24 protein-coding genes and 1 tRNA gene are annotated in these 25416 nt (G+C 75.6%); 23 read left to right on the top strand and 2 right to left on the bottom strand.

The features are described from left to right. The first annotated feature begins 10 nt into the window (after nucleotides 1-10). The 9 genes from tmk to ACI798_RS14135 all read left to right on the top strand — a co-directional run bounded on the left by tmk (nucleotide 11) and on the right by ACI798_RS14135 (nucleotide 10047). Nucleotides 11-667 (top strand): dTMP kinase, encoded by a 657-nt coding sequence (gene tmk, locus ACI798_RS14175; RefSeq protein WP_457048235.1) that lies wholly within the window; start codon nucleotides 11-13, stop codon nucleotides 665-667. Further along, the gene (locus ACI798_RS14170) at nucleotides 664-1839 is read left to right on the top strand and encodes a DNA polymerase III subunit delta' (protein ID WP_456942091.1); all 1176 of its coding nucleotides are present in this window, start codon (nucleotides 664-666) and stop codon (nucleotides 1837-1839) included. Before tmk ends, ACI798_RS14170 begins: the two co-directional genes overlap by 4 nt. Nucleotides 1840-1896: 57 nt before the next feature. Beyond that, a tRNA-Thr gene (locus ACI798_RS14165) sits at nucleotides 1897-1969 on the top strand. An 81-nt stretch (nucleotides 1970-2050) separates the two neighbouring features. After that, a complete protein-coding gene (locus ACI798_RS14160) occupies nucleotides 2051-2500 on the top strand; it encodes a helix-turn-helix transcriptional regulator (RefSeq protein WP_456942090.1) in 450 nt (149 codons plus the stop codon). A 5-nt stretch (nucleotides 2501-2505) separates the two neighbouring features. Then, entirely contained in the window at nucleotides 2506-2916 is a 411-nt protein-coding gene (locus ACI798_RS14155) for a VOC family protein (protein ID WP_456942089.1), read from the top strand. Between the two features lie 133 nt (nucleotides 2917-3049). Beyond that, complete coding sequence (locus tag ACI798_RS14150; RefSeq protein ID WP_457048188.1) at nucleotides 3050-5437, top strand: ATP-binding cassette domain-containing protein; 2388 nt, start codon at nucleotides 3050-3052, stop codon at nucleotides 5435-5437. 125 nt (nucleotides 5438-5562) lie between these two features. After that, a complete protein-coding gene (locus ACI798_RS14145; protein ID WP_457048187.1) occupies nucleotides 5563-8442 on the top strand; it encodes an EAL domain-containing protein in 2880 nt (959 codons plus the stop codon). 183 nt (nucleotides 8443-8625) lie between these two features. Beyond that, entirely contained in the window at nucleotides 8626-9273 is a 648-nt protein-coding gene (locus ACI798_RS14140; RefSeq protein ID WP_456942086.1) for a flagellar brake protein, read from the top strand. 27 nt (nucleotides 9274-9300) lie between these two features. Continuing rightward, nucleotides 9301-10047 (top strand): SAM-dependent methyltransferase, encoded by a 747-nt coding sequence (locus tag ACI798_RS14135; RefSeq protein WP_456942085.1) that lies wholly within the window; start codon nucleotides 9301-9303, stop codon nucleotides 10045-10047. A 92-nt stretch (nucleotides 10048-10139) separates the two neighbouring features. Here the strand turns inward: ACI798_RS14135 and ACI798_RS14130 are convergent, their stop codons facing one another. Continuing rightward, nucleotides 10140-10631, bottom strand: a complete 492-nt coding sequence (locus ACI798_RS14130) for an inorganic diphosphatase (protein ID WP_456942084.1) — start codon at nucleotides 10629-10631, stop codon at nucleotides 10140-10142. A 68-nt stretch (nucleotides 10632-10699) separates the two neighbouring features. Here ACI798_RS14130 and dacB point away from each other — a divergent pair, with 68 nt between their 5' ends. From dacB to ACI798_RS14080, 10 genes are all read left to right on the top strand, one after another. Next, on the top strand, nucleotides 10700-12118 hold the full coding sequence (gene dacB, locus ACI798_RS14125; protein WP_456942083.1) for a D-alanyl-D-alanine carboxypeptidase/D-alanyl-D-alanine endopeptidase: 1419 nt from the start codon (nucleotides 10700-10702) through the stop codon (nucleotides 12116-12118). Between the two features lie 39 nt (nucleotides 12119-12157). Further along, nucleotides 12158-13243 carry a zinc-dependent metalloprotease gene (locus ACI798_RS14120; protein WP_456942082.1) on the top strand — a complete coding sequence of 362 codons (1086 nt, stop codon included), beginning with the start codon at nucleotides 12158-12160 and terminating at the stop codon, nucleotides 13241-13243. A gap of 13 nt (nucleotides 13244-13256) precedes the next feature. After that, nucleotides 13257-14267, top strand: a complete 1011-nt coding sequence (gene tilS / locus ACI798_RS14115) for a tRNA lysidine(34) synthetase TilS (RefSeq protein WP_456942081.1) — start codon at nucleotides 13257-13259, stop codon at nucleotides 14265-14267. Further along, nucleotides 14264-14851 (top strand): hypoxanthine phosphoribosyltransferase, encoded by a 588-nt coding sequence (hpt, locus tag ACI798_RS14110; RefSeq protein WP_456942080.1) that lies wholly within the window; start codon nucleotides 14264-14266, stop codon nucleotides 14849-14851. Before tilS ends, hpt begins: the two co-directional genes overlap by 4 nt. Nucleotides 14852-15342: 491 nt before the next feature. Further along, the gene (gene ftsH, locus ACI798_RS14105; RefSeq protein WP_456942678.1) at nucleotides 15343-17388 is read left to right on the top strand and encodes an ATP-dependent zinc metalloprotease FtsH; all 2046 of its coding nucleotides are present in this window, start codon (nucleotides 15343-15345) and stop codon (nucleotides 17386-17388) included. Nucleotides 17389-17461: 73 nt separating this feature from the next. After that, nucleotides 17462-18079 carry a GTP cyclohydrolase I FolE gene (folE, locus tag ACI798_RS14100; protein WP_456942677.1) on the top strand — a complete coding sequence of 206 codons (618 nt, stop codon included), beginning with the start codon at nucleotides 17462-17464 and terminating at the stop codon, nucleotides 18077-18079. Further along, the gene (gene folP / locus ACI798_RS14095) at nucleotides 18076-18939 is read left to right on the top strand and encodes a dihydropteroate synthase (RefSeq protein WP_456942676.1); all 864 of its coding nucleotides are present in this window, start codon (nucleotides 18076-18078) and stop codon (nucleotides 18937-18939) included. The genes folE and folP overlap by 4 nt, the downstream gene beginning before the upstream one ends. Further along, nucleotides 18932-19312 carry a dihydroneopterin aldolase gene (gene folB / locus ACI798_RS14090; RefSeq protein WP_456942675.1) on the top strand — a complete coding sequence of 127 codons (381 nt, stop codon included), beginning with the start codon at nucleotides 18932-18934 and terminating at the stop codon, nucleotides 19310-19312. The genes folP and folB overlap by 8 nt, the downstream gene beginning before the upstream one ends. Next, nucleotides 19309-19812, top strand: coding sequence for a 2-amino-4-hydroxy-6-hydroxymethyldihydropteridine diphosphokinase (gene folK / locus ACI798_RS14085; RefSeq protein ID WP_456942674.1), 504 nt, complete (start codon nucleotides 19309-19311; stop codon nucleotides 19810-19812). Before folB ends, folK begins: the two co-directional genes overlap by 4 nt. 40 nt (nucleotides 19813-19852) lie before the next feature. Continuing rightward, complete coding sequence (locus ACI798_RS14080; RefSeq protein WP_456942673.1) at nucleotides 19853-20380, top strand: DUF3180 domain-containing protein; 528 nt, start codon at nucleotides 19853-19855, stop codon at nucleotides 20378-20380. Between the two features lie 4 nt (nucleotides 20381-20384). Here the strand turns inward: ACI798_RS14080 and ACI798_RS14075 are convergent, their stop codons facing one another. Beyond that, nucleotides 20385-21569 (bottom strand): ABC transporter ATP-binding protein, encoded by a 1185-nt coding sequence (locus ACI798_RS14075; RefSeq protein WP_456942672.1) that lies wholly within the window; start codon nucleotides 21567-21569, stop codon nucleotides 20385-20387. A gap of 3 nt (nucleotides 21570-21572) precedes the next feature. Between ACI798_RS14075 and ACI798_RS14070 the strand changes: the two genes are divergently transcribed. From ACI798_RS14070 to ACI798_RS14055, 4 genes are all read left to right on the top strand, one after another. Further along, complete coding sequence (locus tag ACI798_RS14070) at nucleotides 21573-22304, top strand: ABC transporter permease (protein WP_456942671.1); 732 nt, start codon at nucleotides 21573-21575, stop codon at nucleotides 22302-22304. Then, the gene (locus ACI798_RS14065) at nucleotides 22301-23041 is read left to right on the top strand and encodes an ABC transporter permease (RefSeq protein WP_456942670.1); all 741 of its coding nucleotides are present in this window, start codon (nucleotides 22301-22303) and stop codon (nucleotides 23039-23041) included. Before ACI798_RS14070 ends, ACI798_RS14065 begins: the two co-directional genes overlap by 4 nt. Before the next feature lie 161 nt (nucleotides 23042-23202). Next, entirely contained in the window at nucleotides 23203-24210 is a 1008-nt protein-coding gene (locus tag ACI798_RS14060) for a glycine betaine ABC transporter substrate-binding protein (RefSeq protein WP_456942669.1), read from the top strand. Between the two features lie 150 nt (nucleotides 24211-24360). Then, the gene (locus ACI798_RS14055; RefSeq protein ID WP_456942668.1) at nucleotides 24361-25368 is read left to right on the top strand and encodes a DUF6779 domain-containing protein; all 1008 of its coding nucleotides are present in this window, start codon (nucleotides 24361-24363) and stop codon (nucleotides 25366-25368) included. Nucleotides 25369-25416: the final 48 nt, after the last annotated feature.

The raw sequence follows: 25416 nt of genomic DNA, 5'->3' as shown, positions 1-25416 counted from the left end.
GGAGCCCCCGATCGACGCCTCTGGTCGCCTGCCCGGCCGCGGCCTGTTCGTCGCCTTCGAGGGTGGGGAGGGCGCCGGGAAGTCCACCCAGGTCCGGCGGCTGTTCGACTGGCTCGGGCTGGTCGAGGTGCCGGCGCGGGTGACCCACGAACCCGGCGGCACGCCGCCCGGCGCCCGCATCCGCGCGCTGCTGCTCGACCCGGCCAGCGCCGGGCTGTCCCCGCGGGCCGAGGCGCTGCTCTACGCCGCCGACCGCGCGCACCACGTCGACACCGTGGTCCGCCCCGCGCTCGAGGCCGGCGAGGTGGTGGTCACCGACCGTTACGTGGACAGCTCGCTGGCCTACCAGGGCGCCGGCCGGGCGCTCGCCCTCGACGAGGTCCGGCGGCTGTCGGCCTGGGCCACCGGCGGCCTGGTGCCCGACCTCACCGTGCTCCTGGACCTCCCGCCCGAGGCGGGCCTGGCGCGCGCCCGCGGCCGCGCCGCCGCCGACCGGCTGGAGTCGGAGTCGGTGGAGTTCCACGAGCGGGTCCGCGCCACCTTCCTCGACCTCGCCGCCGCCGAGCCCGGGCGCTACCTCGTGCTCGACGCGCAGCGCCCCGCCGACGAGCTGTCCACGGCCGTCCGCGAGCGGGTCGCCGCGCTCATGCCGGGGAGGGTGGCGTGACCGCGGCCGACGGCGTCTGGGCGGAGGTCGTCGGCCAGCCGGCGGTGGTCGCGGAGCTGAAGGCCGCCGTCGCGCAGCCCGCCGCGATGACCCACGCCTGGCTGTTCACCGGGCCGCCCGGGTCGGGCCGCTCGGTGGCCGCGCGCGCCTTCGCCGCGGCGCTGCAGTGCCCCGCGGGCGGCGACGGCACCTGTCACGAGTGTCGGACGGTCCTCGCCGGGACACACGCGGACCTCACCGTGATCAACCCGGAGGGCGTGGTCATCACCGTCAAGGAGGCGCGTGAACTCGTCCGGGTGGCCGGTCGGGCGCCGTCCCAGGGGCGCTGGCAGACGATCATCATCGAGGACGCCGACCGCATGAACGAGAGCGCCGCCAACGCGGTGCTCAAGATGATCGAGGAGCCACCGCCGCGGACGGTGGTCATGCTCTGCGCGCCCAGCCTGCACCCGGAGGACGTCAAGGTCACCATCCGGTCCCGGTGCCGCGTACTGGGACTGCGCACCCCGCCCGTGGACGCCGTCGCTGACGTCCTGGTGCGCCGCGACGGGATCGACCCGGCGCTGGCCGCGTGGGCTGCAGCCGCGTCCGGTGGGCACGTCGGGCGGGCACGGAGCCTCGCCCGGGACGAGGGCGCCCGCCTGTCCCGCAAGGCCGTCCTCGACATCCCGCTCTCGCTCGTCTCCCTGGCTGCCTGCCTCAACGCGGCGGACGACCTGCTCGCTGCGGCGAAGGAGGAGACGTCGGCTGCGACCGGCGCCCTGAACGAGGCGGAGACGGAGGCGCTCAAGGCGAGCCTCGGGGTCGGGGCGCGCGGCCCGGGCGTCGCCGCGGCCAACCGTGGTGTCGCCACGCAGCTGAAGGAGCTGGAGCAGCGGCAGAAGGTGCGGGAGAGGCGCATCAGCCTGGACTCGTTCGACCGCGCCCTGGTGGACCTCGCCGCGCTCTACCGCGACGCACTGGTACTGGCAGCTGCGCCCGGAGAGCCGCTGCCGCTGGACCACCCCGACCGGCGGGCCGACGCCGAGGAGCTGGCCCGGCGGATCGGCGCCGAGGGTGCGCTGCGCCGGATCGACGCCGTCCTGGCCTGCCGCACCGCATTGGAGCAGAACGTGAAGCCGCAGGTCGCCGTCGAGGCGCTCACCGTGGCGCTGCGCCTGCCCACGGGGTGACCGCCGGGCCTGCGCGGGTGCGGCGGACCGGTGTCGTACTCTGGACGCCGCACGTCCGCCGCCTTAGCTCAGTCGGTAGAGCATCTCACTCGTAATGAGAAGGTCGTCGGTTCGATTCCGACAGGCGGCTCCCTCCAGCGGCCCTCCCCCTCGGGGAGGGCCGCTGCGTCGTCCCTGGGGATCGGCGGTCCGCTCTGGCACGATCCCGCCCGTGGCCAGCGCACCCGCCGACGCACAGAGGTTGCGCGACCTCGCGCGGCTGCGTCGCGTCCGCGACCGGATCGACCGGGAGTACGCCCAGCCGCTCGACGTCGAGGCGCTCGCCCGGGGCGTGCACGTGTCGGCCGGGCACCTCAGCCGCGAGTTCCGCCGCGCCTACGGCGAGTCGCCGTACTCGTACCTGATGACCCGCCGCATCGAGCGGGCGATGGCACTGCTGCGCCGCGGGGACCTGAGCGTCACCGAGGTCTGCTTCGCCGTCGGCTGCTCGTCGCTGGGCACGTTCAGCACCCGCTTCACCGAGCTGGTCGGCATGCCGCCGAGCACCTACCGGCGCCTCGCGGCGGAGTCCACCGCGGGCATCCCGGCGTGCGTCGCCAAGCAGGTCACCCGACCGGTCAGGAATCGAGAAGCCCCGGTGGGGACGCCGTCCCTAGCGTGACCGCCATGGACCTGACCATCCACTACACCTTCCTCCCGCACGACGACCCGGAGGCCTCGCTGGCCTTCTACCGCGACACCCTCGGCTTCGAGCTCCGCAACGACGTCGGGTACGGCGGGATGCGCTGGCTGACCGTGGGCCCGCCCGGCCAGCCCGCGACCTCGATCGTCCTGCACCCGCCGGCGGCCGACCCCGGCGTCACCGACGACGAGCGCCGCACGATCACCGAGATGATGGCCAAGGGCACCTACGCCTCCATCGTCCTGGCCACCAAGGACCTCGACGGCGCCTTCGAGCGGCTGCAGGCCGGCGACGCCGAGGTCGTCCAGGAGCCGGCCCAGCAGCCCTACGGCGTCCGCGACTTCGCCGTCCGGGACCCCGCGGGCAACCTCGTCCGCGTCCAGGAGGCCGGCTGAGCCGCCCGCCGTCCCGAGTCCACGACGCCCGCCCGGTGTCCGCCGGACGGGCGTCGTCCCGTGCTGGCCGTCACCCCCACCAGGTAGACACCGACAGCGCCGCCGACGCAGGCGCCCACCGGATGGAGAGACGATGAGCACCGCCACCAGCACCGACCGGCAGGCGTCCGGGTCGCCCGCGGCCGACGCCCACGACCTGATCCGCGTGCACGGCGCACGGGAGAACAACCTCAAGGACGTGAGCGTCGAGCTCCCGAAGCGCCGGCTGACGGTGTTCACCGGCGTCTCCGGCTCGGGCAAGAGCTCGCTGGTGTTCGGCACGATCGCCGCGGAGTCCCAGCGGCTGATCAACGAGACCTACAGCGCCTTCGTGCAGGGCTTCATGCCCACGCTGGCCCGGCCCGACGTGGACGTCCTCGACGGCCTGACGACGGCGATCATCGTCGACCAGGAGCGGATGGGCGCCAACCCGCGCTCCACGGTCGGCACCGCCACCGACGCCAACGCGATGCTGCGCATCCTGTTCAGCCGGCTCGGGCGGCCGCACGTCGGCGGGCCCCAGGCGTTCTCCTTCAACGTCGCCTCGATCAGCGGCGCCGGCGCGGTGAGGACCGAGCGGGGCGGGCGCGAGGTCAAGGAGCGCCGCGAGTTCAGCATCACCGGCGGCATGTGCCCGCGCTGCGAGGGCATGGGCCGGGTCAACGACATCGACCTGTCCGCCCTCTACGACGAGCGCAAGTCGCTCAACGAGGGCGCGCTGACCGTCCCCGGCTACAGCATGGACGGCTGGTACGGCCGCATCTTCACCGGCGCCGGGCTGCCCATGGACAAGCCGATCGCACAGTTCACGAAGCGGGAGCTGGACACGCTCCTCCACAGCGAGCCGACGAAGATCAAGGTCGAGGGGATCAACCTCACCTACGAGGGCGTCATCCCCAAGATCCAGAAGTCGATGCTGTCCAAGGACGTCGACGCGATGCAGCCGCACGTCCGCGCCTTCGTGGAGCGGGCGATCACCTTCACGACCTGCCCCGAGTGCGGCGGCTCCCGGCTCAGCGAGGCCGCCCGGTCCTCGAGGATCCGCGGGGCGAGCATCGCCGACCTCTGCGCGATGCAGATCAGCGACCTCGCCGCGTGGGTCCGCGACCTCGACGAGCCCTCGGTGGCCCCGCTGCTCACGGCGCTGCGCGAGACGCTCGACTCCTTCGTCGAGATCGGGCTGGGCTACCTCTCCCTCGACCGCCCCGCGGGCACGCTGTCCGGCGGAGAGGCCCAGCGCACCAAGATGATCCGCCACCTCGGCTCCGCCCTCACCGATGTCACCTACGTCTTCGACGAGCCGACCGTCGGCCTGCACCCGCACGACATCCAGCGGATGAACGACCTGCTGCTGCAGCTGCGGGACAAGGGCAACACCGTGCTCGTCGTCGAGCACAAGCCGGAGGCCATCGCGATCGCCGACCACGTGGTCGACCTCGGGCCCGGGGCCGGCACCGCGGGCGGTGAGGTGGTGTTCGAGGGCACCGTCGAGGGCCTGCGGGCCAGCGGCACGCTGACCGGGCGGCACCTCGACGACCGGGCCGCGCTCAAGACCTCCGTGCGCACGCCGACCGGCGCGCTCGAGGTCCGTGGCGCCCGTACGCACAACCTGCAGGGCGTCGACGTCGACATCCCGCTCGGCGTGCTCGTCGTCGTCACCGGGGTGGCCGGGTCGGGGAAGAGCTCGCTGGTCCACGGCTCGGTGGCGGGCCGGGAGGGCGTGGTGACCGTCGACCAGACCGCGATCCGCGGCTCGCGGCGGAGCAACCCGGCCACCTACACCGGGCTGCTGGAGCCGATCCGCAAGGCGTTCGCCAAGGCCAACGGCGTCAAGCCCGCGCTGTTCAGCGCCAACTCCGCGGGCGCCTGCCCCACCTGCAACGGCGCGGGCGTCGTCTACACCGACCTCGGGATGATGGCCGGCGTCGCCACCCCCTGCGAGCAGTGCGAGGGCCGGCGGTTCGACGCCTCGGTGCTCGAGTACCACCTGGGCGGCAGGGACATCAGCGAGGTCCTCGCGATGCCGGTCGCCGAGGCGCGGGAGTTCTTCGGCTCCGGCGAGGCCCGCACCCCCGCCGCGGCGAAGGTGCTCGACCGGCTCGCCGACGTCGGGCTCGGCTACCTCACCCTCGGCCAGCCGCTCACCACGCTGTCCGGCGGCGAGCGGCAGCGGCTGAAGCTGGCCGCGCAGATGGCCGACGAGGGGGCCGTCTACGTCCTCGACGAGCCGACCACCGGCCTGCACCTCGCCGACGTCGAGAACCTGCTCGCCCTCCTCGACCGGCTCGTCGACTCCGGCCGGTCGGTGGTCGTCATCGAGCACCACCAGGCGGTCATGGCGCACGCCGACTGGATCGTCGACCTCGGTCCCGGGGCCGGCCACGACGGGGGCCGGGTCGTCTTCGAGGGCACGCCCGCCGACCTCGTCGCCTCCCGGTCCACCCTCACCGGCGAGCACCTCGCGGCCTACGTCAGCGCCTGACGCGGGCTGGCCGAACCCCTCTCCTTCGAGGGGGGACCGGGAGCCGCGGGCTCAAAGAGGAACAGGAGCGGCCGATACCTCTCCCGTCGGCGCCCGGTACCACGCGGCGCCGGAGGAGGGGACCCATGCACCACGACGCCGGTACGTCCACGCTCACCACCCGACTGGTCCTGCGGCTGGCCGCCGACCTCGGAGGTGACGGCTCGGTCGACCGGGTGCTGGCGCGGGCCGGGCTCGGCGACCGGCGGGCGGAGCTCGAGGGCCTGCACGGCCGGGTGCCCTACGGGGTCAAGGCGGCGCTCCTGGACGCGGTGGCCGCCGAGCTCGGGGACCCGGGGATCGGCCTGCGCCTCGGGGAGGCCGCCCTGCAGGACCCGGCCCTCGCGCCGTTCCGGGCGGTGGTCCGGGCCCTCGGCTCGCCGGAGGCCGTGCTGCGCTCGGTGTCGCGGGTGTCCACCCGGCTGGACACCGCTGCGGTCTTCCGCTGCCTCGGCGCGGACCCCGGCGCCGCTCGCGTGGGGTGGCGGGTCCTGCCGCCGGACGTCCCGAACCGGGTCGACTGCGACTACAACACCGGGATGCTCCGGCAGGTGACCGTGGTGTTCGGGCTCCCCGCGGCGGAGGTGCGGCACGAGGCCTGCCAGGTCGACGGCGCCCCGGAGTGCGTCTACGAGGTCAGCTGGGTGCCGCGGCGCAGGACCTCCCGGCGGCCGTGGCGCCGGCGTCCCGCGGCCCGGCCCGACCTGGACGCGGCGCTCCTGTCCGACGAGCGGCTGGCGATCCTGCAGGACGCCATCGGTGACCTGGTCTGCGGTGCCGACGTCGAGCAGACCCTGGACCGCGTCACGTCCCGCGCGGACCGGGCGCTGCACGCCCCCGGCCACCTGCTCGACGTCCGCCTGCCGGACGGGGCACGGCACGTCCGGACCCGTGGTCTGGGCACGGAGGTCGTGGACCGTCTCGGCGACACCGTCCTCGAGCCGGGTCTGCAGCGGGTGGGGGACGCCGAGGTGCTGGCCGTGCCGGTGGCCGCGGCGGACCGCGCCTACGGCGTCCTCGCCGCCGTCCTGTGGCCCGGGCAGGCGTTCTTCCCCGAGGACGAGGCGGTGCTGGCGGCCTTCGCCCGGCACGCGGCGGTGGGCCTGCAGACGTCGGCCCTGCTCGCCGAGGCCCGGGAGCACGAGGAGACCGCCCGCCTGCTGCTGACCGTCGCGCGGTCCCTGGCCGGCCAGGGGTCCGTGCACCGGATCGCCCAGGTGGTCGCGGAGGCCGTGCCGGTGCTCTGCTCGGCCGAGCGCTCGGCGGTCGCCCTGTGGGAGTCCGGCCGTGAGTCGGTCCGGATCGCGGGGGCGAGCGGCTGGAGCGGCGAGCTGGCCGACCGCGTCGCCCGCTACGCGACCGACACCTCGCAGAGCCCGGAGCTGTGCGAGATCGTCCGCCACGGCCGGCCGCTCCTCGTCGACGCCTCGGGCTCGCCCTGGGCGCGCGGCGTCCTGGAGGAGTTCGGGGTCCGCGCGATGGCCGGTGTGCCGATCGCCGTCGGCGAGCGGTTCGTCGGGATCGTGCTGGCGCACTGGGTGCACCGGGAGCCGCCCACCACGCTGGGCGAGACGCTCGTCGAACGTCTCTGGGGCCTCGCCGGCATCGCCGGCGTCGCGCTGGAGAACAGCCGGCTCGCCGGTGAGGTCGAGTGGCAGGCCGCGCACGACGCCCTCACCGGGCTGCCGAACCGCGAGACGTTCGAGGCCCGCCTGCAGCAGCTCGTGGCGCCCGGCGACCGGTCCGCCGGCTGCGCGGTGCTGTTCTGCGACGTCAGCCGGCTGAGCAGGGTCAACGAGAGCCTCGGGCACGAGGCCGGCGACGAGGTGCTGCGGCAGGTCGCCGACCGGCTCCGGTCGGTGCTGCGCGAGGGCGACGTGCTGGCCCGCTACAGCGGTGACCAGTTCGCCGTCGCCCTCCCGGGCGTCGGGGCGACGGGGCTCGCGGCACTCGGCGACCGGGTCGCCGCGGCCGTCACGACCCCGGTGACGGTGGCGGGCGAGGACGTGTTCGTCGACCTCGTGACCGGCACGGCGGCGACGGACCCCGCGGACGCGCCCGCGGAGTCGGCCCGCGAGCTGGTCGCCCGGGCCGCCGAGGACCTGCAGCGGGCCAAGGCCCGGCTGCGCGGCGGCCGCACCACGCGGATCGCCTCCGCGCACGAGCTGCGGCTGGAGACCGACCTGCACGGCGCCCTGGCGCGCGCGGAGATCGAGGTCCACTACCAGCCGCAGGTCGACCTGGTCAGCGGGCGGGTGGCGGCCGTGGAGGCGCTGGTCCGGTGGCGGCACCCCGAGCTCGGCTCCGTCCCGCCGGACGTGTTCGTCCCCCTCGCCGAGGCCGGCGGCCTGATCGGGGACATCGGCGCGCACGTGCTCCGCGAGGCCTGCGCCACCGTCGCGCGGTGGCGGTGCGAGGGGCTCGACCTCGACGTGGCCGTCAACGTGTCCCCGCTCCAGCTCGCCGACCCCGGCTTCGCCGACCTGGTCGAGGCGGTCCTGCGGGAGACCGGGCTGCCGAGCCGGGCGCTGACGGTGGAGGTCACCGAGAGCCAGGTGCTGTCGGAGGCTGCGGTGCGCAACGGGCACCTCGCGCGCCTGCGCGGGCTCGGTGTCGGCGTGTCCGTCGACGACTTCGGCACCGGGTGGTCCTCCCTGGCCCAGCTGCGCCGGCTCCCGGTCACCGAGGTCAAGATCGACCGCTCCTTCACGGCGGGGATGACCGACGGCGACGGCCCGGTCGTGGCCGGGGTCGTCGGCCTCGGCCGTGGTCTCGGACTGCGCGTGGTCGCCGAGGGGGTCGAGACCGCCGAGCAGGTCCGCCGGCTCGCCGCCCTCGGGTGCGACCGGGTGCAGGGGTACCTCGTCGGCCGGCCCGCCCCGGCCGGGGAGCTGGCGGAGCGGCTGCACACCGGACCGGTCCTGCCGGCCGACGTGCCGCGGCCGCGGGTGCCCGTCCCCGGCTGAGGCCGGTGGCGTGCCCGCCGGCACCTCCCCCGACGGGGGGAGGGTGACCTCCCGGGGTGCGCCCGACTGGAGATCCGCGTCCCCGCTGCCGATGCAGCTGGGGAACGTGACCGCGAGGACCTGCCGCGGACCGGGTGGTCCCCCGTCGTCACGTGCGTGACCGGGCGAGCGAGGAGGACGACGATGGGGACGCCGGGAGTCGACTACCCCGAGGACAGGGCCGTGCTCGACGTGAAGGCGGTCAGCCGGGACGACGTGCTGACCAGCTTCGTCGAGGAGGCGACGGGCGGCGAGCTCGTCGTCAGCGTCGGGGAGGACGCCTCGCGGCGCCGCGTCCGCCTCGACGTGGGCGAGCGCATGGAGCTCATCTGGCGGGGGCCCGAGGAGCTGCGCTCCCTGCCGGTCGAGCTCGCCGAGGTCCGCACCGGCGACGCGCCGACCTGGCGGCTCCGCGTCGTCGGCCCCGCCTCGCGGGGGCAGCGGCGGTCCGCGGTCCGCACCCCGCTGTCGCTGCCCGTCGAGCTCGGCGCCGGCGAGACCCTGCTGTCGGGGACCACCGTCGACCTCAGCGAGGGCGGCACGCGCTGCATCCTCGGTGGCAAGCGGGAGGTGGGAGCGGCCCTGGAGGTCGGCGCGGTCCTGCCGGTCACCGTGGACCTGGACGGCACCCGGGTGTCGGCCAAGGCCGAGATCGTCCGGCGCCACCCGCGCGAGGACGAGCGCACGGAGCTGTCGCTGCGCTTCGTGGGCCTGGGCGAGAAGCGCGAGGACCTCATCCGCCGGCGGGTGTTCGCCGAGCTGCGCGACCTGCGCTCCCGCGGCCTCATCTGACCCCGGCGGCTGCGCCAGACTGCCGGCGTGGACAGAGCCCTCCTCAGCGCCGTCGCCCACCGCTGGCACCCGGTCGCGGCCCCCGTCTCCGACGACGCCCTCGCCCGGCTGGTCGCCCGGATGGCCCCGCCCGAGGACGGCCGGGTGCTCGACCTCGGCTGTGGCTCCGGCGCCTGGCTGCTGCCGCTGGTCGCCGCCCACCCCGGCGTGGTCGGCGTCGGCGTCGACACCTCCGCCCCCGCCCTGGACGCCGCCCGGGACCGGGCCGCACTCGGTGGCCTGGTCGGCCGGGTCGAGTTCGTGCAGGCCGACGCCGCGGCCTGGCGCGGCGGGCAGTTCGACGTCGTCGTCTGCATCGGCGCCACGCACGCCTTCGGCGGGCCCGCCGGGACCCTCGCCGCGGTGCGCGGCCACCTGCGCCCCGGCGGCCGGGTGCTGTTCGGCGACGGCTTCTGGGAGGCCGGGCCCGGCGAGGCGGCGCTGGCCGGCCTCGGCGCCGAGCCCGGCGAGCTGCCGGACCTGCCCGGGCTGCTGGCCGAGGTCACCCGCGCCGGCTTCGAGCCCGGCTACGGCCACCTGTCCACGCTCGCCGAGTGGGACGAGTACGAGTGGTGCTGGACCGGCGCGGTCACCGAGTGGGCGCTGACCGAGGCGACCGGGGAGGACCGCGCCGCCGCCCTGGAGGCCGCCCGCGCGCACCGGCGGCAGTGGCTGGAGGGCTACCGCGGTGAGCTGGGGTTCCTGACCCTCGTCCTGCACGACACGAGGCGCTGACACGACGACGGCGGTGCACCCCGTGGAGGGGTGCACCGCCGTGCGTCGTCCGTCGTGCGCTCGGAGGGCCGGTGGATCGCCCGGGGCGGCGGTCAGTGGCCGCCGGCCTCCTGGGCCCGCTTGATGGAGGCGTCGATCTCGGCCTGGGCCTCGGCCCGGCCGACCCACTCGGCGCCCTCGACCGACTTGCCCGGCTCGAGGTCCTTGTAGGTCTCGAAGAAGTGCTGGATCTCCAGCCGGTCGAACTCCGAGACGTCGGTGATGTCCTGGAGGTGGGCCATGCGGGGGTCGGTGGCCGGGACGGTGAGGACCTTGTCGTCCCCGCCCTTCTCGTCGGTCATCCGGAACATGCCGATGGCCCGGCAGGTGATGAGGCACCCGGGGAAGGTCGGCTCCTCGAGCAGCACGAGGGCGTCGAGCGGGTCGCCGTCCTGACCCAGGGTGTGCTCGATGTACCCGTAGTCGGCCGGGTACCGCGTGGAGGTGAACAGCATCCGGTCGAGCCGGATGCGTCCGGTGGCGTGGTCCAGCTCGTACTTGTTGCGCTGGCCCTTGGGGATCTCGATCGTCACGTCGAACTGCACGGCACGTAGTGTGGCCCACCGGTATCAGGCCCACCGGCGCAGGTCCGCCCCGGGGTCTCGTACGGGGGGTGGGCAGCATCGCGCCGAACGGTCCGACGACGGTCACGCCGAGCTACCGGCGGCTGCGCCGGCGCCTGCTGATCGGCGCCCTGGCGCTCCTGCTGGTGGCCGCGCTGGTCGTCGGCGGGGTCCTGTTCCTGACCCGGGACGACGCCGCCCCGGACGCCGCCGGGCCCGCCGCGGTGCTGCCCGACGTCGGCGACCCCGCGCCCGTGCTCGCCGCGCTGTCCTCCGACGCCCCGGCGCCCGACCCCGACGCGCTCGCCGCGGAGCTGGGCCCGCTGCTGTCGGTCCCGGCGCTGGCCCGGGGGGTGAACGCCGAGGTGGTCGACGTCGCCACGGGGGAGACCCTGTTCGACCAGGGCGCCGCTGACCAGGTGACCCCGGCCTCGACGGCCAAGCTGCTGACCTCCGTCGCGGCGCTGACCACCCTGGACCCCGACGACACGCTCGGGACGACGGTCGTCGCCGGGTCCGCCCCGGGCGAGGTCGTCCTCGTCGGCGGCGGTGACCCGACCCTGTCCACGACCGCCCCCTCGCTCACCTACCCGGGCGCGGCCACCGTCGCGGACCTCGCGGCCCAGGTGCTGGCCGCGCTGCCGCCGGGCACGACGGTGAGCCGGGTCGTCGTCGACACCTCGCTGTTCGAGGGGCCGCTGACCGCGGAGGGCTGGGGGCCCGAGGACGCCCCCTCGAGCTACGCCGCCCCGGTCACCGCGGCCGCCGTGGACGGCGCGCGGGTGGTCCCGGGGGAGAACGCCCGCAGCGGCCAGCCCGGCACCGACGCCGGGCGGGCGCTGGCCGAGGCGCTCGGCGCCCCCGGCGCGGCGGTCGAGCTCGGCGAGGCCCCCGACGGCGCCACCACCCTGGGCAGCGTCCGCTCGGCACCGGTCGCGCGGCTGGTCGAGCAGGCGCTGTCGCAGTCGGACAACCTGCTGGCCGACTCCCTGGCCCGCCACGTCGCCCTGGCCCGCGGCCTGCCGCCCACCTTCGAGGGCGCGGCGGAGGCGGTCACCGGGGCGCTGGCCGACGCCGGCCTCGACACCCCCGACGTCGAGCTGTACGACGGCAGCGGCCTGTCCCGGCTGGACCTGGTCACCCCCGACCTGCTCGCCGACGTGGTCACCGGCGCCGCCGACGGCTCCCTGCCCGGCGCGTCGGCGGTCGTCTCCGGGCTGGCCGTGGCCGGCTACGACGGCACGCTCGCCGACCGCGGCGACGCCGACCCGGCCACCGCGCCCGGCGCGGTGCGCGGCAAGACCGGCACGCTGCTCGGCGTGCACGGCCTCGCCGGCACGGTGGTCACCGCCGACGGCCGGCTGCTGGCCTACGCGCTGGTGGCCAACGGCACCACCGGCGGCGGCGGGCCCGAGGAGGCGGCGCTCGACGCGGTGGCCGCGGCCCTGGCCGCCTGCGGGTGCCGCTGAACGGGGCCGACGCCCGGCCTCCGCGCGTACGGTGAGGCGATGACGAGCAGCGCACTGGTCGACTGGGAGCTCGCCGGGCGCACCGCCCGCCGCCTGGCCGGGCCCGGGCCCGCCACCACGCGGGAGGAGGCCGCCGCCGTCGTCCGCGAGCTGCACGAGGCCGCAGCGGCCGCCGTCGCCCACGTCGAGGGCCTGACCGGGCTGCACCCGGTCGCGGGCGGCCCCGTGCCGGAGGTCGCCGTCGTCGACCGGCCCGGCTGGATCGACGCCAACACCACCGGCATGGCCGCCCTGCTGGACCCGCTGGTCACCGCGCTCACCGAGCGCTCGGAGAACCGGCCCGGGCCGCTCGCCACCGCGATCGGCTCGCGCGCCACCGGCGTCCAGGCCGGCGGGCTGCTGGCCTTCCTGTCCTCCCGCGTCCTCGGCCAGTACGAGGTGTTCGGCACCGGCGGGCGGCTGCTGCTGGTGGCGCCGAACGTCGTCGACGCCGAGCGCAAGCTGGGCGTGGACCCGACCGACTTCCGCATGTGGGTGTGCCTGCACGAGGTCACCCACCAGCTGCAGTTCACCGCCTTCCCGTGGCTGCGCGACCACCTCGAGGCGCAGATCGCCGAGTTCGTCGAGGCCACCGACCTCAGCCCCGACGCGCTGCGCGACCGGATGTCCGACCTGGTCCGCGGGATCGCCGACGCCGTCCGCGGCGGGGACGGCGACGAGGGCTCCCAGGGGCTGATGGCGCTGGTGCGCGACCCCGAGCAGCGCGCCGTCCTCGACCGGGTCACCGCCGTGATGAGCCTGGTCGAGGGGCACGCCGAGTTCGTGATGGACGGCGTCGGTCCCGACGTCGTGCCCTCGGTCCGCACGCTGCGCAAGCGCTTCGCGCAGCGCCGCAAGGGCCGCGGCCCGCTCGACCGCGTGCTGCGCCGGCTGCTGGGCCTGGAGCAGAAGATGAAGCAGTACGCCGACGGGCGGACCTTCGTCGGCGGTGTCGTGGACCTCGTCGGCATGGAGGGTTTCAACCGGGTGTGGACCGGGCCCGAGACCCTGCCGCTGGTCGAGGAGCTCACCGACCCCGCCCGGTGGGTCGAGCGGGTGCACGGCCGCCCGGCCGTGACCGCCTGACCGCCGGGGCGCGGTGAGCGGCCCGCCGGTCCCGGTCGCGCAGGTCCGCGGCGCCGTCCGGCCGGGCCTGCGGGCGTCCGGGCAGCCGGTGCTGGTCGCCGTCAGCGGGGGAGCGGACTCCCTCGCGCTGGCCGCCGCGGTCGCCTTCGAGGCGCCGCGCGCCGGGGTGCCCGCGGGCGCGGTGACCGTCGACCACGGCCTGCAGCCGGGCTCGGCGCAGCGGGCGCGGGACACCGCCGGCCTGCTGCGCGGGACGGGGCTGGACCCGGTCCTGGTCGTCCCGGTCGAGGTGGGGACCGACGGCGGCCCCGAGGCCGCGGCCCGCGCCGCCCGCTACGCGGCCCTGGCCCGGTGCGCGCGGGAGCGCGGCGCGCGGATCGCCCTCGGCCACACCCTCGACGACCAGGCCGAGACCGTGCTGCTCGGGCTGGGCCGCGGCTCGGGCCCGCGCTCGGTGGCCGGGATGGTGGCCGAGCGCCCGCCGTTCTGGCGGCCCCTGCTCGGCGTCCGCCGGGCCACCACCCGCGCCGCCTGCGCCGCCCTGGGCCTGCCGGTCTGGGACGACCCGTGGAACACCGACCCGGCCTACCGCCGCGCCCGGCTGCGCGCCGAGGTGCTGCCGCTGCTGGAGGAGGTCCTCGGCGGCGGCGTCGCCCCGGCCCTCGCCCGGACGGCGGACCTGCTGCGCGAGGACCTCGACGCCCTCGACGCGCTGGCCGGCGACCACCTCGCCCGGCTCGCCGGGCCGGACGGCCTGCCGGTGCCGGACCTGGCGCGGCTGCCGGCCGCGCTGCGCCGCCGGGTGCTGCGCGGCTGGCTGCGCGGGGCGGGGGTCGGCGACCTGCAGGCGGTGCACCTGGCCGCCGTCGACGCGCTGCTCACCGGCTGGCGCGGGCAGGGGCCGGTGGCCCTCCCGGGCGGTGCGGAGGCGCTCCGGGCGTCTGGCAGGCTGGTGCTGCGGCCCGCCGGCTCCCGGGGCGGGAGGGCCGGAACCGCCCCCGACCCCGAGGAGCAGGCCCCGTGAGCGAGACCGCGTCGACCCCTGTCGAACTGGGGCCCGACCACGGCTACGGCCCCGACATCGACCACGTGCTGCTGTCCGAGCAGCAGATCCAGGACAAGATCACCGAGCTGGCCGATCAGATCGCGCGGGACTACGAGGGCCGGGAGGTCCTGCTCGTCGGCGTCCTCAAGGGCGCGGTGCTGTTCATGAGCGACTTCGCCCGGGCGTTGCGGCTGCCCACCCAGATGGAGTTCATGGCCGTCTCCTCCTACGGCAGCTCCACCAGCTCCTCGGGGGTCGTGCGCATCCTCAAGGACCTCGACCGGGACATCTCCGGCATGGACGTGCTCGTGCTCGAGGACATCATCGACTCCGGGTTGACCCTGTCCTGGCTGCTCAAGAACCTGGGCAGCCGCCGGCCCGCCTCGCTGGAGGTGTGCGCACTGCTGCGCAAGCCCGACGCGATCAAGGTCGAGGTGCCGGTGCGCTACGTCGGCTTCGACATCCCCAACGAGTTCGTCGTCGGCTACGGCCTCGACTACGCCGAGCGCTACCGCGACCTCCCCTACATCGGGACGCTCAAGCCCGAGGTCTACGCGTCGTAACTGCGGTCCTACCGGACCGCACCGCGGCCAGGAGCCGTCCCCGGCCTGCGCCGAGCCCACCCGTCGCACCCCTCGCGGAGCCCTCCGGGCCCCACTCGGGCACGACACCGCGGCCAGGAGCCGTCCCGGCCTGCGCCGAGCCCACCCGTCGCACCCCTCGCGGAGCCCTCCGGGCCCCACTCGGGCACGACACCGCGGCCAGGAGCCGTCCCGGCCTGCGCCGAGCCCACCCGTCGCACCCCTCGCGGAGCCCTCCGGGCCCCACTCGGGCACGACACCGCCCCGGCGGGCGGGGTCCCCTGGACGGGGGAGGGCACAGCAGCCGGGCAGCTCGCACACAGGGGACGTGCAGCCTCCCCGGTGTACCGTCGACCGCAACGACGCTGGACCGAGCGCCAGGGTGCCCGCCCGGGTCGCGCGGAGCGTCACCGGACGCGATCAGGAGGGTCGACGGGCCAGGTCGGAGCCCCCCGGCCGCCCGGCATCGGTGTATGGAACGCAAGAAGATCTTCCGCTCCGTGTGGTTCTGGGTCGTCCTCGTCGTCCTGGTGGCCCTCGGACTCTCCACCTTCCTCGGCGGCGGCTCCAGCTACGAGCAGGTGAAGACCTCGGTCGCGCTGGAGCAGATCGAGCAGGGCAACGTCGAGTCGGTCACGATCAACGACAAGGAACAGACCCTCGACCTCGACCTGACCCGCGCCGTCGACGGCAACGACCAGATCAGCGCGTCGTACCCGATCGGGGCCTCCGACGACGTCTTCGCCCTGGTCTCCGGGATCGACGCGAACGGCCAGAGCACCGGTGACGGCGTCGACTTCACCACGAACGTCACGCAGGACAACGTCTTCGTCAGCGTCCTGATCAGCTTCCTGCCCTTCCTCATCCTCCTGCTGCTGCTGTTCTGGCTGTTCAACTCCATGCAGGGCGGCGGCCGCGGCGTCATGGCCTTCGGCAAGTCCAAGGCCAAGACGGTCAGCAAGGACATGCCGAAGACGACGTTCGCCGACGTCGCCGGCGCCGACGAGGCCATCGAGGAACTGCAGGAGATCAAGGACTTCCTCGCCAACCCGGTCAAGTTCCAGGCCGTCGGCGCCAAGATCCCCAAGGGCGTGCTGCTGTTCGGCCCGCCCGGCACCGGCAAGACGCTGCTGGCGCGCGCGGTGGCCGGTGAGGCCGGCGTGCCGTTCTTCTCGATCTCCGGGTCGGACTTCGTCGAGATGTTCGTCGGCGTCGGCGCCAGCCGGGTCCGCGACCTGTTCGAGCAGGCCAAGCAGAACGCGCCGGCGATCATCTTCGTCGACGAGATCGACGCCGTCGGCCGCCACCGCGGCGCCGGCATGGGCGGCGGCCACGACGAGCGCGAGCAGACGCTCAACCAGATGCTCGTCGAGATGGACGGCTTCGACGTCAAGGGCGGCGTCATCATGATCGCCGCCACCAACCGGCCGGACATCCTCGACCCCGCGCTGCTGCGCCCGGGCCGCTTCGACCGGCAGATCGCCGTCGACCGGCCCGACCTGGAGGGCCGCAAGCGGATCCTCGAGGTGCACGCCAAGGGCAAGCCGCTCGCCCCCGACGTCGACCTCGCGACCGTCGCCCGCCGCACCCCCGGCTTCACCGGCGCGGACCTGGCCAACGTGCTCAACGAGGCCGCGCTGCTCACCGCCCGCCAGGGCAACTCGGTCGTCACCGACGCCACCGTCGAGGAGGCGATCGACCGCGTCATCGCCGGCCCCGAGCGCAAGACGCGGGCGATGAGCGACAAGGAGAAGAAGGTCACCGCCTACCACGAGGGCGGGCACGCCCTCGTGGCGCACGCGCTGCCCAACCTGGACCCGGTGCACAAGGTGACGATCCTGCCGCGCGGCCGCTCGCTCGGGCACACGCTCGTGCTGCCGACCGAGGACAAGTACACCCAGACCCGGTCGGAGATGATCGACACCCTGGCCTACGCCCTGGGCGGGCGCGCGGCGGAGGAACTGGTCTTCCACGAGCCGACCACCGGCGCCGGCAACGACATCGAGAAGGCCACCTCGATGGCCCGCGCGATGGTCACCCAGTACGGCATGAGCGCCAAGCTCGGCGCGGTGAAGTACGGCAGCACCGACTCCGAGCCGTTCCTCGGCCGGGACATGGGCTCGCGGCCGGACTACTCCGAGGCCGTCGCCGCCGACATCGACGCCGAGGTCCGCGCCCTCATCGAGGCCGCGCACGACGAGGCGTGGGAGATCCTCGTGGAGTACCGGGCGGTGCTCGACCAGCTCGTCCTCGAGCTGATCGAGAAGGAGACGCTGTCCCGCGAGGACATGGACCGCATCTGCGCGCCGGTCACCAAGCGCCCGGCGCTGGCGCCCTACAACGGCTTCGGCAAGCGCACGCCGTCGGACCAGCCGCCGGTGCTGACCCCGGCCGAGCAGGCCGCCCAGGCGAACGGGGCCAACGGCCACGGGGCCACCGCGGCCGGCCAGAACGGCCACGGGCTGGTCAAGGGGGGCACCAACCCGGTCGGTGACGTCGGCGCACCCGTGCAGCGATGAGCGAGCTCGCGAGCTCGTCAGGGGGCGCAGCAGCCCCGCGAGCGCCGATGCCGAGCGCCGGTGAGGCAGCGGCGTGAGCGAGATCCCGGAAGAGGCCGAGGACGAGGTCCGTCCGGACTTCTCGCGGATCGACTCGGCACGGGCGGAGGCCGCCGTCCGTGAGCTGCTGCTCGCGGTGGGGGAGGACCCGGACCGGCCCGGGCTGCGGGACACCCCCGCCCGGGTCGCCCGGGCCTACGCCGAGACCTTCGCCGGGCTCTGGCAGGACCCGGGCCAGGTGCTCGCGACGGTCTTCGACGAGGACCACGACGAGATGGTCCTGGTCAAGGACATCCCGATGTACTCCACCTGCGAGCACCACCTGGTGCCCTTCCACGGCGCCGCGCACGTCGGCTACATCCCCGGCGACGACGGCCGGGTGACCGGGCTGTCCAAGCTGGCCCGCCTGGTCGACGTCTACGCCCGCCGCCCGCAGGTCCAGGAGCGGATGACCCGGCAGATCGCCGACGCGCTCGCCGAGCACCTCAAGCCGCGCGGCGTGATCGTCGTCGTCGAGGCCGAGCACCTGTGCATGGGGATGCGCGGCATCCGCAAGCCCGGGTCGACGACGGTCACCTCGGCCGTCCGCGGCATGTTCCGGGAGAACGCGGCCACCCGTGCCGAGGCGATGAGCCTCGTCCTGGGCCGGTGACCGGCCGCCGCGCCGAGCTCCTGCACCCGGGCCGGTGCGTGGTGATGGGTGTCCTCAACGTCACGCCCGACTCCTTCTCCGACGGCGGCTGCTTCGCCGACACGGCGTCCGCGGTCGGGCACGGCCTGGCGATGGCCGCGGCGGGCGCCGACTACGTCGACGTCGGCGGTGAGTCCACCCGGCCCGGCGCCGACCGCGTGGACGCCGCCGAGGAACGCCGCCGCGTCGTCCCGGTGGTCCGCGAGCTCACCGACGCCGGCGTGCGGGTCAGCGTCGACACCACCCGCACCGAGGTCGCCGAGGCGGCGCTGGAGGCGGGGGCGGTGCTGGTCAACGACATCAGCGGCGGCCTGGCCGACGACGGCATGGCCGCGCTCGTCGCCGACGCCGGCGTCCCGTGGGTGCTCATGCACTGGCGCGGCCACAGCCGGGAGATGTACGCCCAGGCCACCTACGGCGACGTCGTCGCCGAGGTCTGCGCGGAGCTCACCGCCCGGGTCGACGCCGCGCTGTCGGCGGGCGTGGACGCCGCCCAGCTCGTGCTCGACCCCGGCCTGGGCTTCGCCAAGCAGGCGGCGCACAACTGGGCGCTGCTGGCCGCGCTGCCCCGGGTGGTGTCCCTCGGCCTGCCGGTGCTGGTCGGTGCCTCCCGCAAGTCCTTCCTCGGCCGCCTGCTCGCCGGTCCCGACGGCGCACTGCGCCCGGCGCCGGGACGCGACGCCGCCACCCTGGCCACCACCGTCCTGGCCGCGGAGGCCGGCGCGTGGGGCGTGCGGGTGCACGACGCCGCGGGCTCGGCCGACGCCGTCGCCACGGTGGCCGCCGTCCAGCGCGCCCGCGAGGAGGCCCGCCGTGACTGACCGCCGCGTCCCCGACCGGATCGCCGTCCGCGGGCTCACCGCGCACGCCCACCACGGCGTCTACGGCTTCGAGCGGGAGAACGGACAGACCTTCTCCGTCGACGCCGTCCTGGAACTGGACACCGCGCCCGCCGCGGCCGGCGACGACCTGACGAAGACGGTCAACTACGCGGAGCTCGCCCAGCGGCTGCACGCCGTCCTCACCGGGGAGCCGGTGGACCTGCTCGAGACCCTCTGCCAGCGGCTGGCCGACGTCTGCCTCGCCGACCCGCTGGTCGAGGCCGCCGAGATCACCGTGCACAAGCCGCAGGCCGACCTCGGCGTCCCCTTCGACGACGTCACCGTGACGATCCGAAGGGAACGGGCGGTATGAGCCGCGCGGTGCTCTCGCTCGGCGCCAACCTCGGCGACCGGGCCAAGGCGCTGCGCACCGCCATCGAGGCCCTCCGGGTCGACGGCCTGGTCGCCCGCTCCACGCTGTACGAGACGCCGCCGTGGGGACCGGTCGAGCAGCCGCCCTACCTCAACGCGGTGGTGTTCGTCCGCGGCGACCGCGACGCCGCCGGTTGGCTGGCCCGCGCGCACGAGCTGGAGCAGGCCGCCGGGCGCACCCGTGAGGTGCGGTGGGGCGCGCGCACCCTCGACGTCGACGTCGTCACGGTGACCGCCGACGACGGCACCCCGGTCCTCTCCGACGACCCGGCCCTCACGCTGCCGCACCCGCGGGCGCACGAGCGGGCGTTCGTGCTGGTCCCGTGGCTGTCGCTGGACCCGACCGCGGTGCTGCCGGGGCACGGGCGGGTGGCCGACCTCGTCGCCGCGCTGCCGCCGGAGGACGTGGCCGCGGTCGTGCGGTGGGAGCACCTTCGGTGAGCGAGCTCGCGAGCTCACGCGGAGCTGCAGAGTGACGCCGGTGAACCGCCGCGACCTGGTGGTCGTCGCCGTCGGGCTGGCCCTGGCCGCCTGGCTGCTGGTCCGCGCGACCTACGGCAGCCTGCCGCCGCTGCGCTGGTGGCTGCCGGTCCCGCTGGCGCTGCTCGCCGTCGCCGAGGCCCTGGGCGCCCGCACGCTGCGCGCCCGCCTGGCGGCCGAGCGCGCCGCCCGGCGCAGTGCCCGCGGGGGGGAGGCCGCGCCGCCCGCCGATCCCGGCGCGCCGCTGGTGCGCCGGGTCGAGCCGCTGCTGGTGGCGCGGCTGGCGGTGCTGGCGCAGGCCAGCGCCTTCGTCGGCGCGGCGTTCGTCGGCATCTGGGCCGGGGTGCTGCTGCACGTGGCCCCGGCGGTCACCCGGCTGCAGGCGGCCGGCAGCGACACGGTCACCGCGGTCGTCGGCGTCCTGTGCGCCGTCGCGCTGACCGTTGCCGCGCTGTGGCTGGAGTCGGTCTGCCGCATCCCGCCGGAGGAGCGCGGCGACCGGCGGCCGGGGGACGGCGTCCGGGCCTAGTCGCTCAGCCCCGGGCGGGCACCGTGCCGGCGGTCTCCGGGGCCGTCCCGTCCACCGAGCGGCGCAGCGCCGCGTGCAGCGACTCGGGGGTGAGCACGCCGAGGAAGAGGTCGCCGTCGAGCACCGCGACCCAGCCGGCCTCGTGCTGGAGCATCGTCGCGAACGCGGTCTTCAGCGTGGCGTCGGCGGGCACCCAGGCCTCCATCCGGTGCGCCGCCGGGCCCACCGTGCCGGCGCCCGTGGCCCGCTCGGCCGACAGCCAGCCGTGCAGCCGGCCGTCGTCGTCGAGGACGACCGCCCAGCGGGCGCCCCCGGCCTCCAGCGAGGCCCGGGCGTCGGCGAGCCCGTCGGCCACGTGCACGACCGGCGGCCGCTCCAGGTCGTCGGGGGCGATGCCGGTGACCGCCAGCCGCTTGAGCCCGCGGTCGGCACCCACGAAGTCGGCGACGAAGGCGTTGGCCGGCCGGCCGAGCAGCTCCGCGGGCGGGGCGAACTGCTCGACGTGCCCGCGGGTGCTCATCACCGCGATCCGGTCACCGAGGCGGACGGCCTCCTCGATGTCGTGGGTGACGAAGACGATCGTCTTGCGCACCGTCTCCTGCAGCCGCAGGAACTCCGCCTGCAGCCGCTCGCGGACCACCGGGTCCACCGCGGAGAACGGCTCGTCCATCAGCAGGACGGCGGGGTCGGCCGCCAGCGCCCGCGCCACGCCGGCCCGCTGCCGCTGGCCGCCGGACAGCTGGGCCGGGTAGCGCCCGCCGTGGACGGCGGGGTCGAGGCCCACGGTGGCCAGCAGCTCGTCGACGCGGGCGCGGGTGCGCCGCTTGTCCCAGCCCAGCAGCCGCGGCACGGTGGCGACGTTGTCCCGCACCGTCTGGTGCGGGAAGAGCCCGACGTTCTGGATCACGTAGCCGATCCGGCGGCGCAGCCGGTCGGCGTCGACGCGGGTGACGTCCTCGCCGCCGAGCAGGATCCGCCCCGTCGTCGGCTCGATGACCCGGTTGATCATCTTCATCGTCGTGGTCTTGCCGCAGCCGGACGGGCCGACCAGGACCGACAGCTCGCCCGCGGCGAAGGTGAGGTCCAGCCGCTCCACCCCGACGGTGCCGTCGGGGTAGGTCTTGCTGACCCCCTCGAGCCGGATCTCCTCCGCCGTGCTCTCCCGGCCGGCATCGGCAGTAGCGTCCACGGGGTGACCTCCCTGGGTGCGCGCCCCCTGCTGGACGCGGTGAGCGACCCCGCGGTGGGGCTGCTCGCGGTGGACGAGGCGCCGAACCCGTGGTTCGACCCGTCCTACGTGACGGAGAACTGGGACTCCATCCTGTCCTACACCGCCGAGCACGTCCGGCTGACCGTGCTGGCGGTGGTCATCGGCGCGGCCATCGCGCTGCCGCTGGCGGTGCTGGCCCGGCGCAGCCGGTTCCTGTCGGCGCCGGTGCTGGGCCTGTCCACCGTCGTCTACACGATCCCGTCGCTGGCGATGTTCGCGCTGCTGGTGCCCTTCACCGGGCTGTCGTCGAACACCGTGCTGATCGGCCTGGTCGCCTACTCGCTGGTCATCCTCGTGCGGAACTTCCTGGCCGGCCTGCAGGGCGTCCCGGCGGACGTCCGCGAGGCGGCCCGGGGGATGGGGCTCTCGGCCGCCCAGACGTTCTGGCGGGTGGACCTGCCGCTGGCGCTGCCGGCGTTCATGGCCGGGCTGCGGATCGCCACGGTGTCCACGGTCGCGCTGACGACGGTCGGCGTGCTGGTCGGCCACGGCGGGCTCGGGCAGCTGATCACCGGCGGGTTCGCGGCGAACTTCTACCGCGCCGAGATCGTCACCGGTGCGGTCGGGTGCGTGCTGCTCGCGCTGCTCGCCGACGTCCTGCTGGCCGGCGCCGAGCGGGCGCTCACCCCGTGGACGCGGGCGGTGCGCGCGTGAACGACTTCTCGCGGGCGCTGGTGTACCTCAACGACCCGTTCAACTGGACCCGCCCCAACGGCATCGTCGACCTGACGCTGGAGCACCTGGGCATCTCCGTCGTCGCGGTCCTGGCGGCGATGGCGGTGGCGCTGCCGGTCGGCGTCGCCCTGGGGACGGCGCGCCGCGGCTCGGGGCTGGTCGTCGTCCTGTCCAACGTCAGCCGGGCGGTGCCGACCCTCGCGCTGCTCACCCTCTTCGCCGTCAGCCCCATCGGCTTCGGCAACCGTGCGACGACGATCGCGCTGGCGGTGTTCGCCGTCCCGCCGATCCTCACCAACACCTTCGTCGGCTTCCGCGGCGTCGACCCCGAGGTGAAGGAGGCCGCGCGCGGGATGGGGATGAGCCGGGCGCAGGTGCTCGGCCGGGTCGAGCTGCCGCTGGCCCTCCCCCTGGTGACCACCGGCATCCGCACCGCGGCGGTCCAGGTGGTGGCGACGGCGGGGCTGGCCGCGCTGGTCGGCGGGGGAGGGCTCGGCCGGCTGATCAACCTCGGGTTCGGCCAGCAGGACTACGGCGTGATGATCGCCGGCGCCGTCCTCGTGGCGGGCCTGGCGCTGCTCACCGAGCTCGTCCTCGCGGTGCTGTCCTGGGCGGTCACCCCGGGGCCGCGCCGGCTGCCGTTCCTGCACGTCCGCGCGACCGCCGCGCGGGACGGCGCCGTGCCGGAACCCACCGCCAGCGGGGTCCCGCTGTGACCTGCGTCTCCGTCTGATCCCGGGCAGGTAACGAGAGCGCAACACATCGGCGGTGCCGGTGTCGGTGCGCGGGGAGCCGCGGGTTGCATGTGTCGCGCGGGGGACCCCCGCCAGACACGCGTCGCGGCCGCCCGCCGCACGGGACACAGAAGGCGGACACCATGCGCAAGCGCGCTCTCGCGCCTCTCCTGCTCACCGGCCTGCTCCTGACCGCCGCCTGCGGCGAGTCGGGCTCCTCGGGCACCGGCGGCTCGACCGCGAGCGGCTCGGCCGCCAGCGGCGACGCCTGCGCCCCCGTGGCCGGTGACCAGCTCGTCGTCCTCGAGGACGACCAGGAGCTGCAGAACGCCGACAACATCGTGCCGGCGGTGACCTCGGCCACCGCCGCGGCCAACCCCGCGCTGGTGCCGGCCCTCGACGCGGTCTCGGCCGCCCTCACCACCGACCAGCTCATCGACATGAACGCCGCCGTCGACCTCGAGCGGCAGAGCGCCGAGGACGTCGCGGCCCAGTGGGTCGAGGACAGCGGCGTGACCGACGGCCTCGAGCAGGGCAGCGGGCCGGTCGTCGTGGGCGCCGGCAACTTCACCGAGTCGACGATCCTGGCCAACGTCTACGCCAGGGTCCTGCAGGCGGCGGGCTTCGACGCCACCGTGCGCGAGGTGGGCAACCGCGACCTCTACCTGCCGGCGCTGATCTCCGGCACCGACCTGCAGGTCTTCCCGGAGTACCTGGCCACCGTCACCGAGGCGCTCAACGCCCAGGTCAACGGCCCCAACCCGGCGCCGCTCGCCAGTGGCGACGCCCAGGCCACCCGCGACGCGCTGCAGCCGCTGGCCGACCAGGTCGGGCTGACCTTCGGCACGCCGTCGGAGGCCGCCGACCAGAACGCCTTCGCGGTGACGCAGGAGTTCGCCGACCAGCTCGGCGTGACCACGCTGTCGGAGCTCGCCGACGCCTGCGGTGACGGGTCGCTGGTCCTCGGCGGGCCGGCCGAGTGCCCGACCCGGCCGTTCTGCCAGCCGGGCCTCGAGGAGACCTACGGCCTGCAGTTCGCCGAGTTCCGCGAGTTCGACGCCGGCGGCCCGGCGACCAAGGCCGCCATCCAGCAGGGCGAGGTCTCGATGGGCCTGGTCTTCAGCTCCGACGGCGCCCTCGCCCAGGACTGATGACGGACCACCCTTCCCCCCACGCCTCGCAAGCTCGGCGCGGGCCCCTGAAGGGTGGCCGTTCCAGCACCTCACCTGGCGGACCCGGCTGCGGCACACGGGACGATTCCGTGCCGCAGTCGGGGGCTCGCTCAGCGTTACCCTGAGGGCATGCGGACGGGGGGAGGGCTGCGCGTCGCCGGGCAGGTGCTCGGGTGCGTGCTCGCCACCGCCGCGACCGCCGTCGTCTTCCTCAGCGACGACCCGCAGGTCCTGCGGGTGGCCGTGGTCGCCGTCGCCTGGGCCTGCCTGGGCGCCGCCTTCGCGGCCGGGCGCCGCCCGGAGCCGGCGGCCGGCGGTGCCGACGTCGCCGCCCTCGAGGCGCAGCTGCGCCGGGCCCACGAGGCCGAGCGCGAGCGCGACGCGGCCGCGCACCGGCAGTCGGAGCTGCAGCTGGAGGCGCGGGTCCGCGGCGAGGCGGAGGCGTCGATGCGCCGCGAGCTCGACGGGCTGCGCGCCGAGCTGACCGGGCTGCGCGGCGACCTCGCGGGCCTCGGCGCGCTGCACGCCGAGGTCGCCGCCATCGGCGCCCTGCGGGGCGACCTGGCCGAGCTGGCCGGCCTGCGCGCCGACGTCGGCCGGCTGCGCGCCGAGCTGACCGAGCGGTCCGCGGGCGAGCTGCACCCACCGGGCGAGCTGCACCACTCGGGCGAGATGCACATCGAGCGGGTGGTCATGCGCACCCAGTCGGTGCGGACCGGCCGCGACCCGCTGGAGCCGGCGACCGCCGCCTGGCACGCCGCCGTCCCCCGGGAGCTGGGCGGCTGGGCGGCCCCGTCCGACGGCGCCGGCACCGCGGTGCCGGCCACGGTCGCCGTCCCGCTCCCCGCGCCGGAGCCCCTGCCCGAGCTCCTGCCCGAGCCCGAGCCGGTCGCGCGCGTGGTGGCGCCCCCGCCGGTCCCGCGCCGCCGGCGCACCGACCTGCCCGCCGACCTGCTGCCCCCGGCGCCGCAGGAGCAGCTGACCCTCGAGCGCCCCTCCGTGCACGCCGCCGCCGCGGGGCACGGCAGGTACGGGGCGCCGGCCGACGACGAGGCCGGCGCGGCACGGCTCGCGCAGATCCTGGCCGAGAGCGGAGTCACTCCCGGCGGCCGGCGCCGCCGCTACCGCGACGCCTGACGAAGGACCCCCTCGCCCCTCACCACTCGCAGGCTCGCGCCAGGCCCC

The organism is Geodermatophilus sp. SYSU D01045 (assembly GCF_054050295.1).
This window is presented reverse-complemented; position numbering and strand designations above follow the sequence as displayed.

Bases quoted from the DNA above. Each gene is read 5' to 3' on its own strand.
- ACI798_RS14155 (WP_456942089.1), top strand. From the start codon at position 2,506: ATGGACCTGACCATCCACTACACCTTCCTCCCGCACGACGACCCGGAG.
- ACI798_RS14150 (WP_457048188.1), top strand. From the start codon at position 3,050: ATGAGCACCGCCACCAGCACCGACCGGCAGGCGTCCGGGTCGCCCGCG.
- ACI798_RS14145 (WP_457048187.1), top strand. From the start codon at position 5,563: ATGCACCACGACGCCGGTACGTCCACGCTCACCACCCGACTGGTCCTG.
- ACI798_RS14140 (WP_456942086.1), top strand. From the start codon at position 8,626: ATGGGGACGCCGGGAGTCGACTACCCCGAGGACAGGGCCGTGCTCGAC.
- ACI798_RS14120 (WP_456942082.1), top strand. From the start codon at position 12,158: ATGACGAGCAGCGCACTGGTCGACTGGGAGCTCGCCGGGCGCACCGCC.
- ftsH (WP_456942678.1), top strand. From the start codon at position 15,343: ATGGAACGCAAGAAGATCTTCCGCTCCGTGTGGTTCTGGGTCGTCCTC.
- folK (WP_456942674.1), top strand. From the start codon at position 19,309: ATGAGCCGCGCGGTGCTCTCGCTCGGCGCCAACCTCGGCGACCGGGCC.
- ACI798_RS14060 (WP_456942669.1), top strand. From the start codon at position 23,203: ATGCGCAAGCGCGCTCTCGCGCCTCTCCTGCTCACCGGCCTGCTCCTG.
- ACI798_RS14055 (WP_456942668.1), top strand. From the start codon at position 24,361: ATGCGGACGGGGGGAGGGCTGCGCGTCGCCGGGCAGGTGCTCGGGTGC.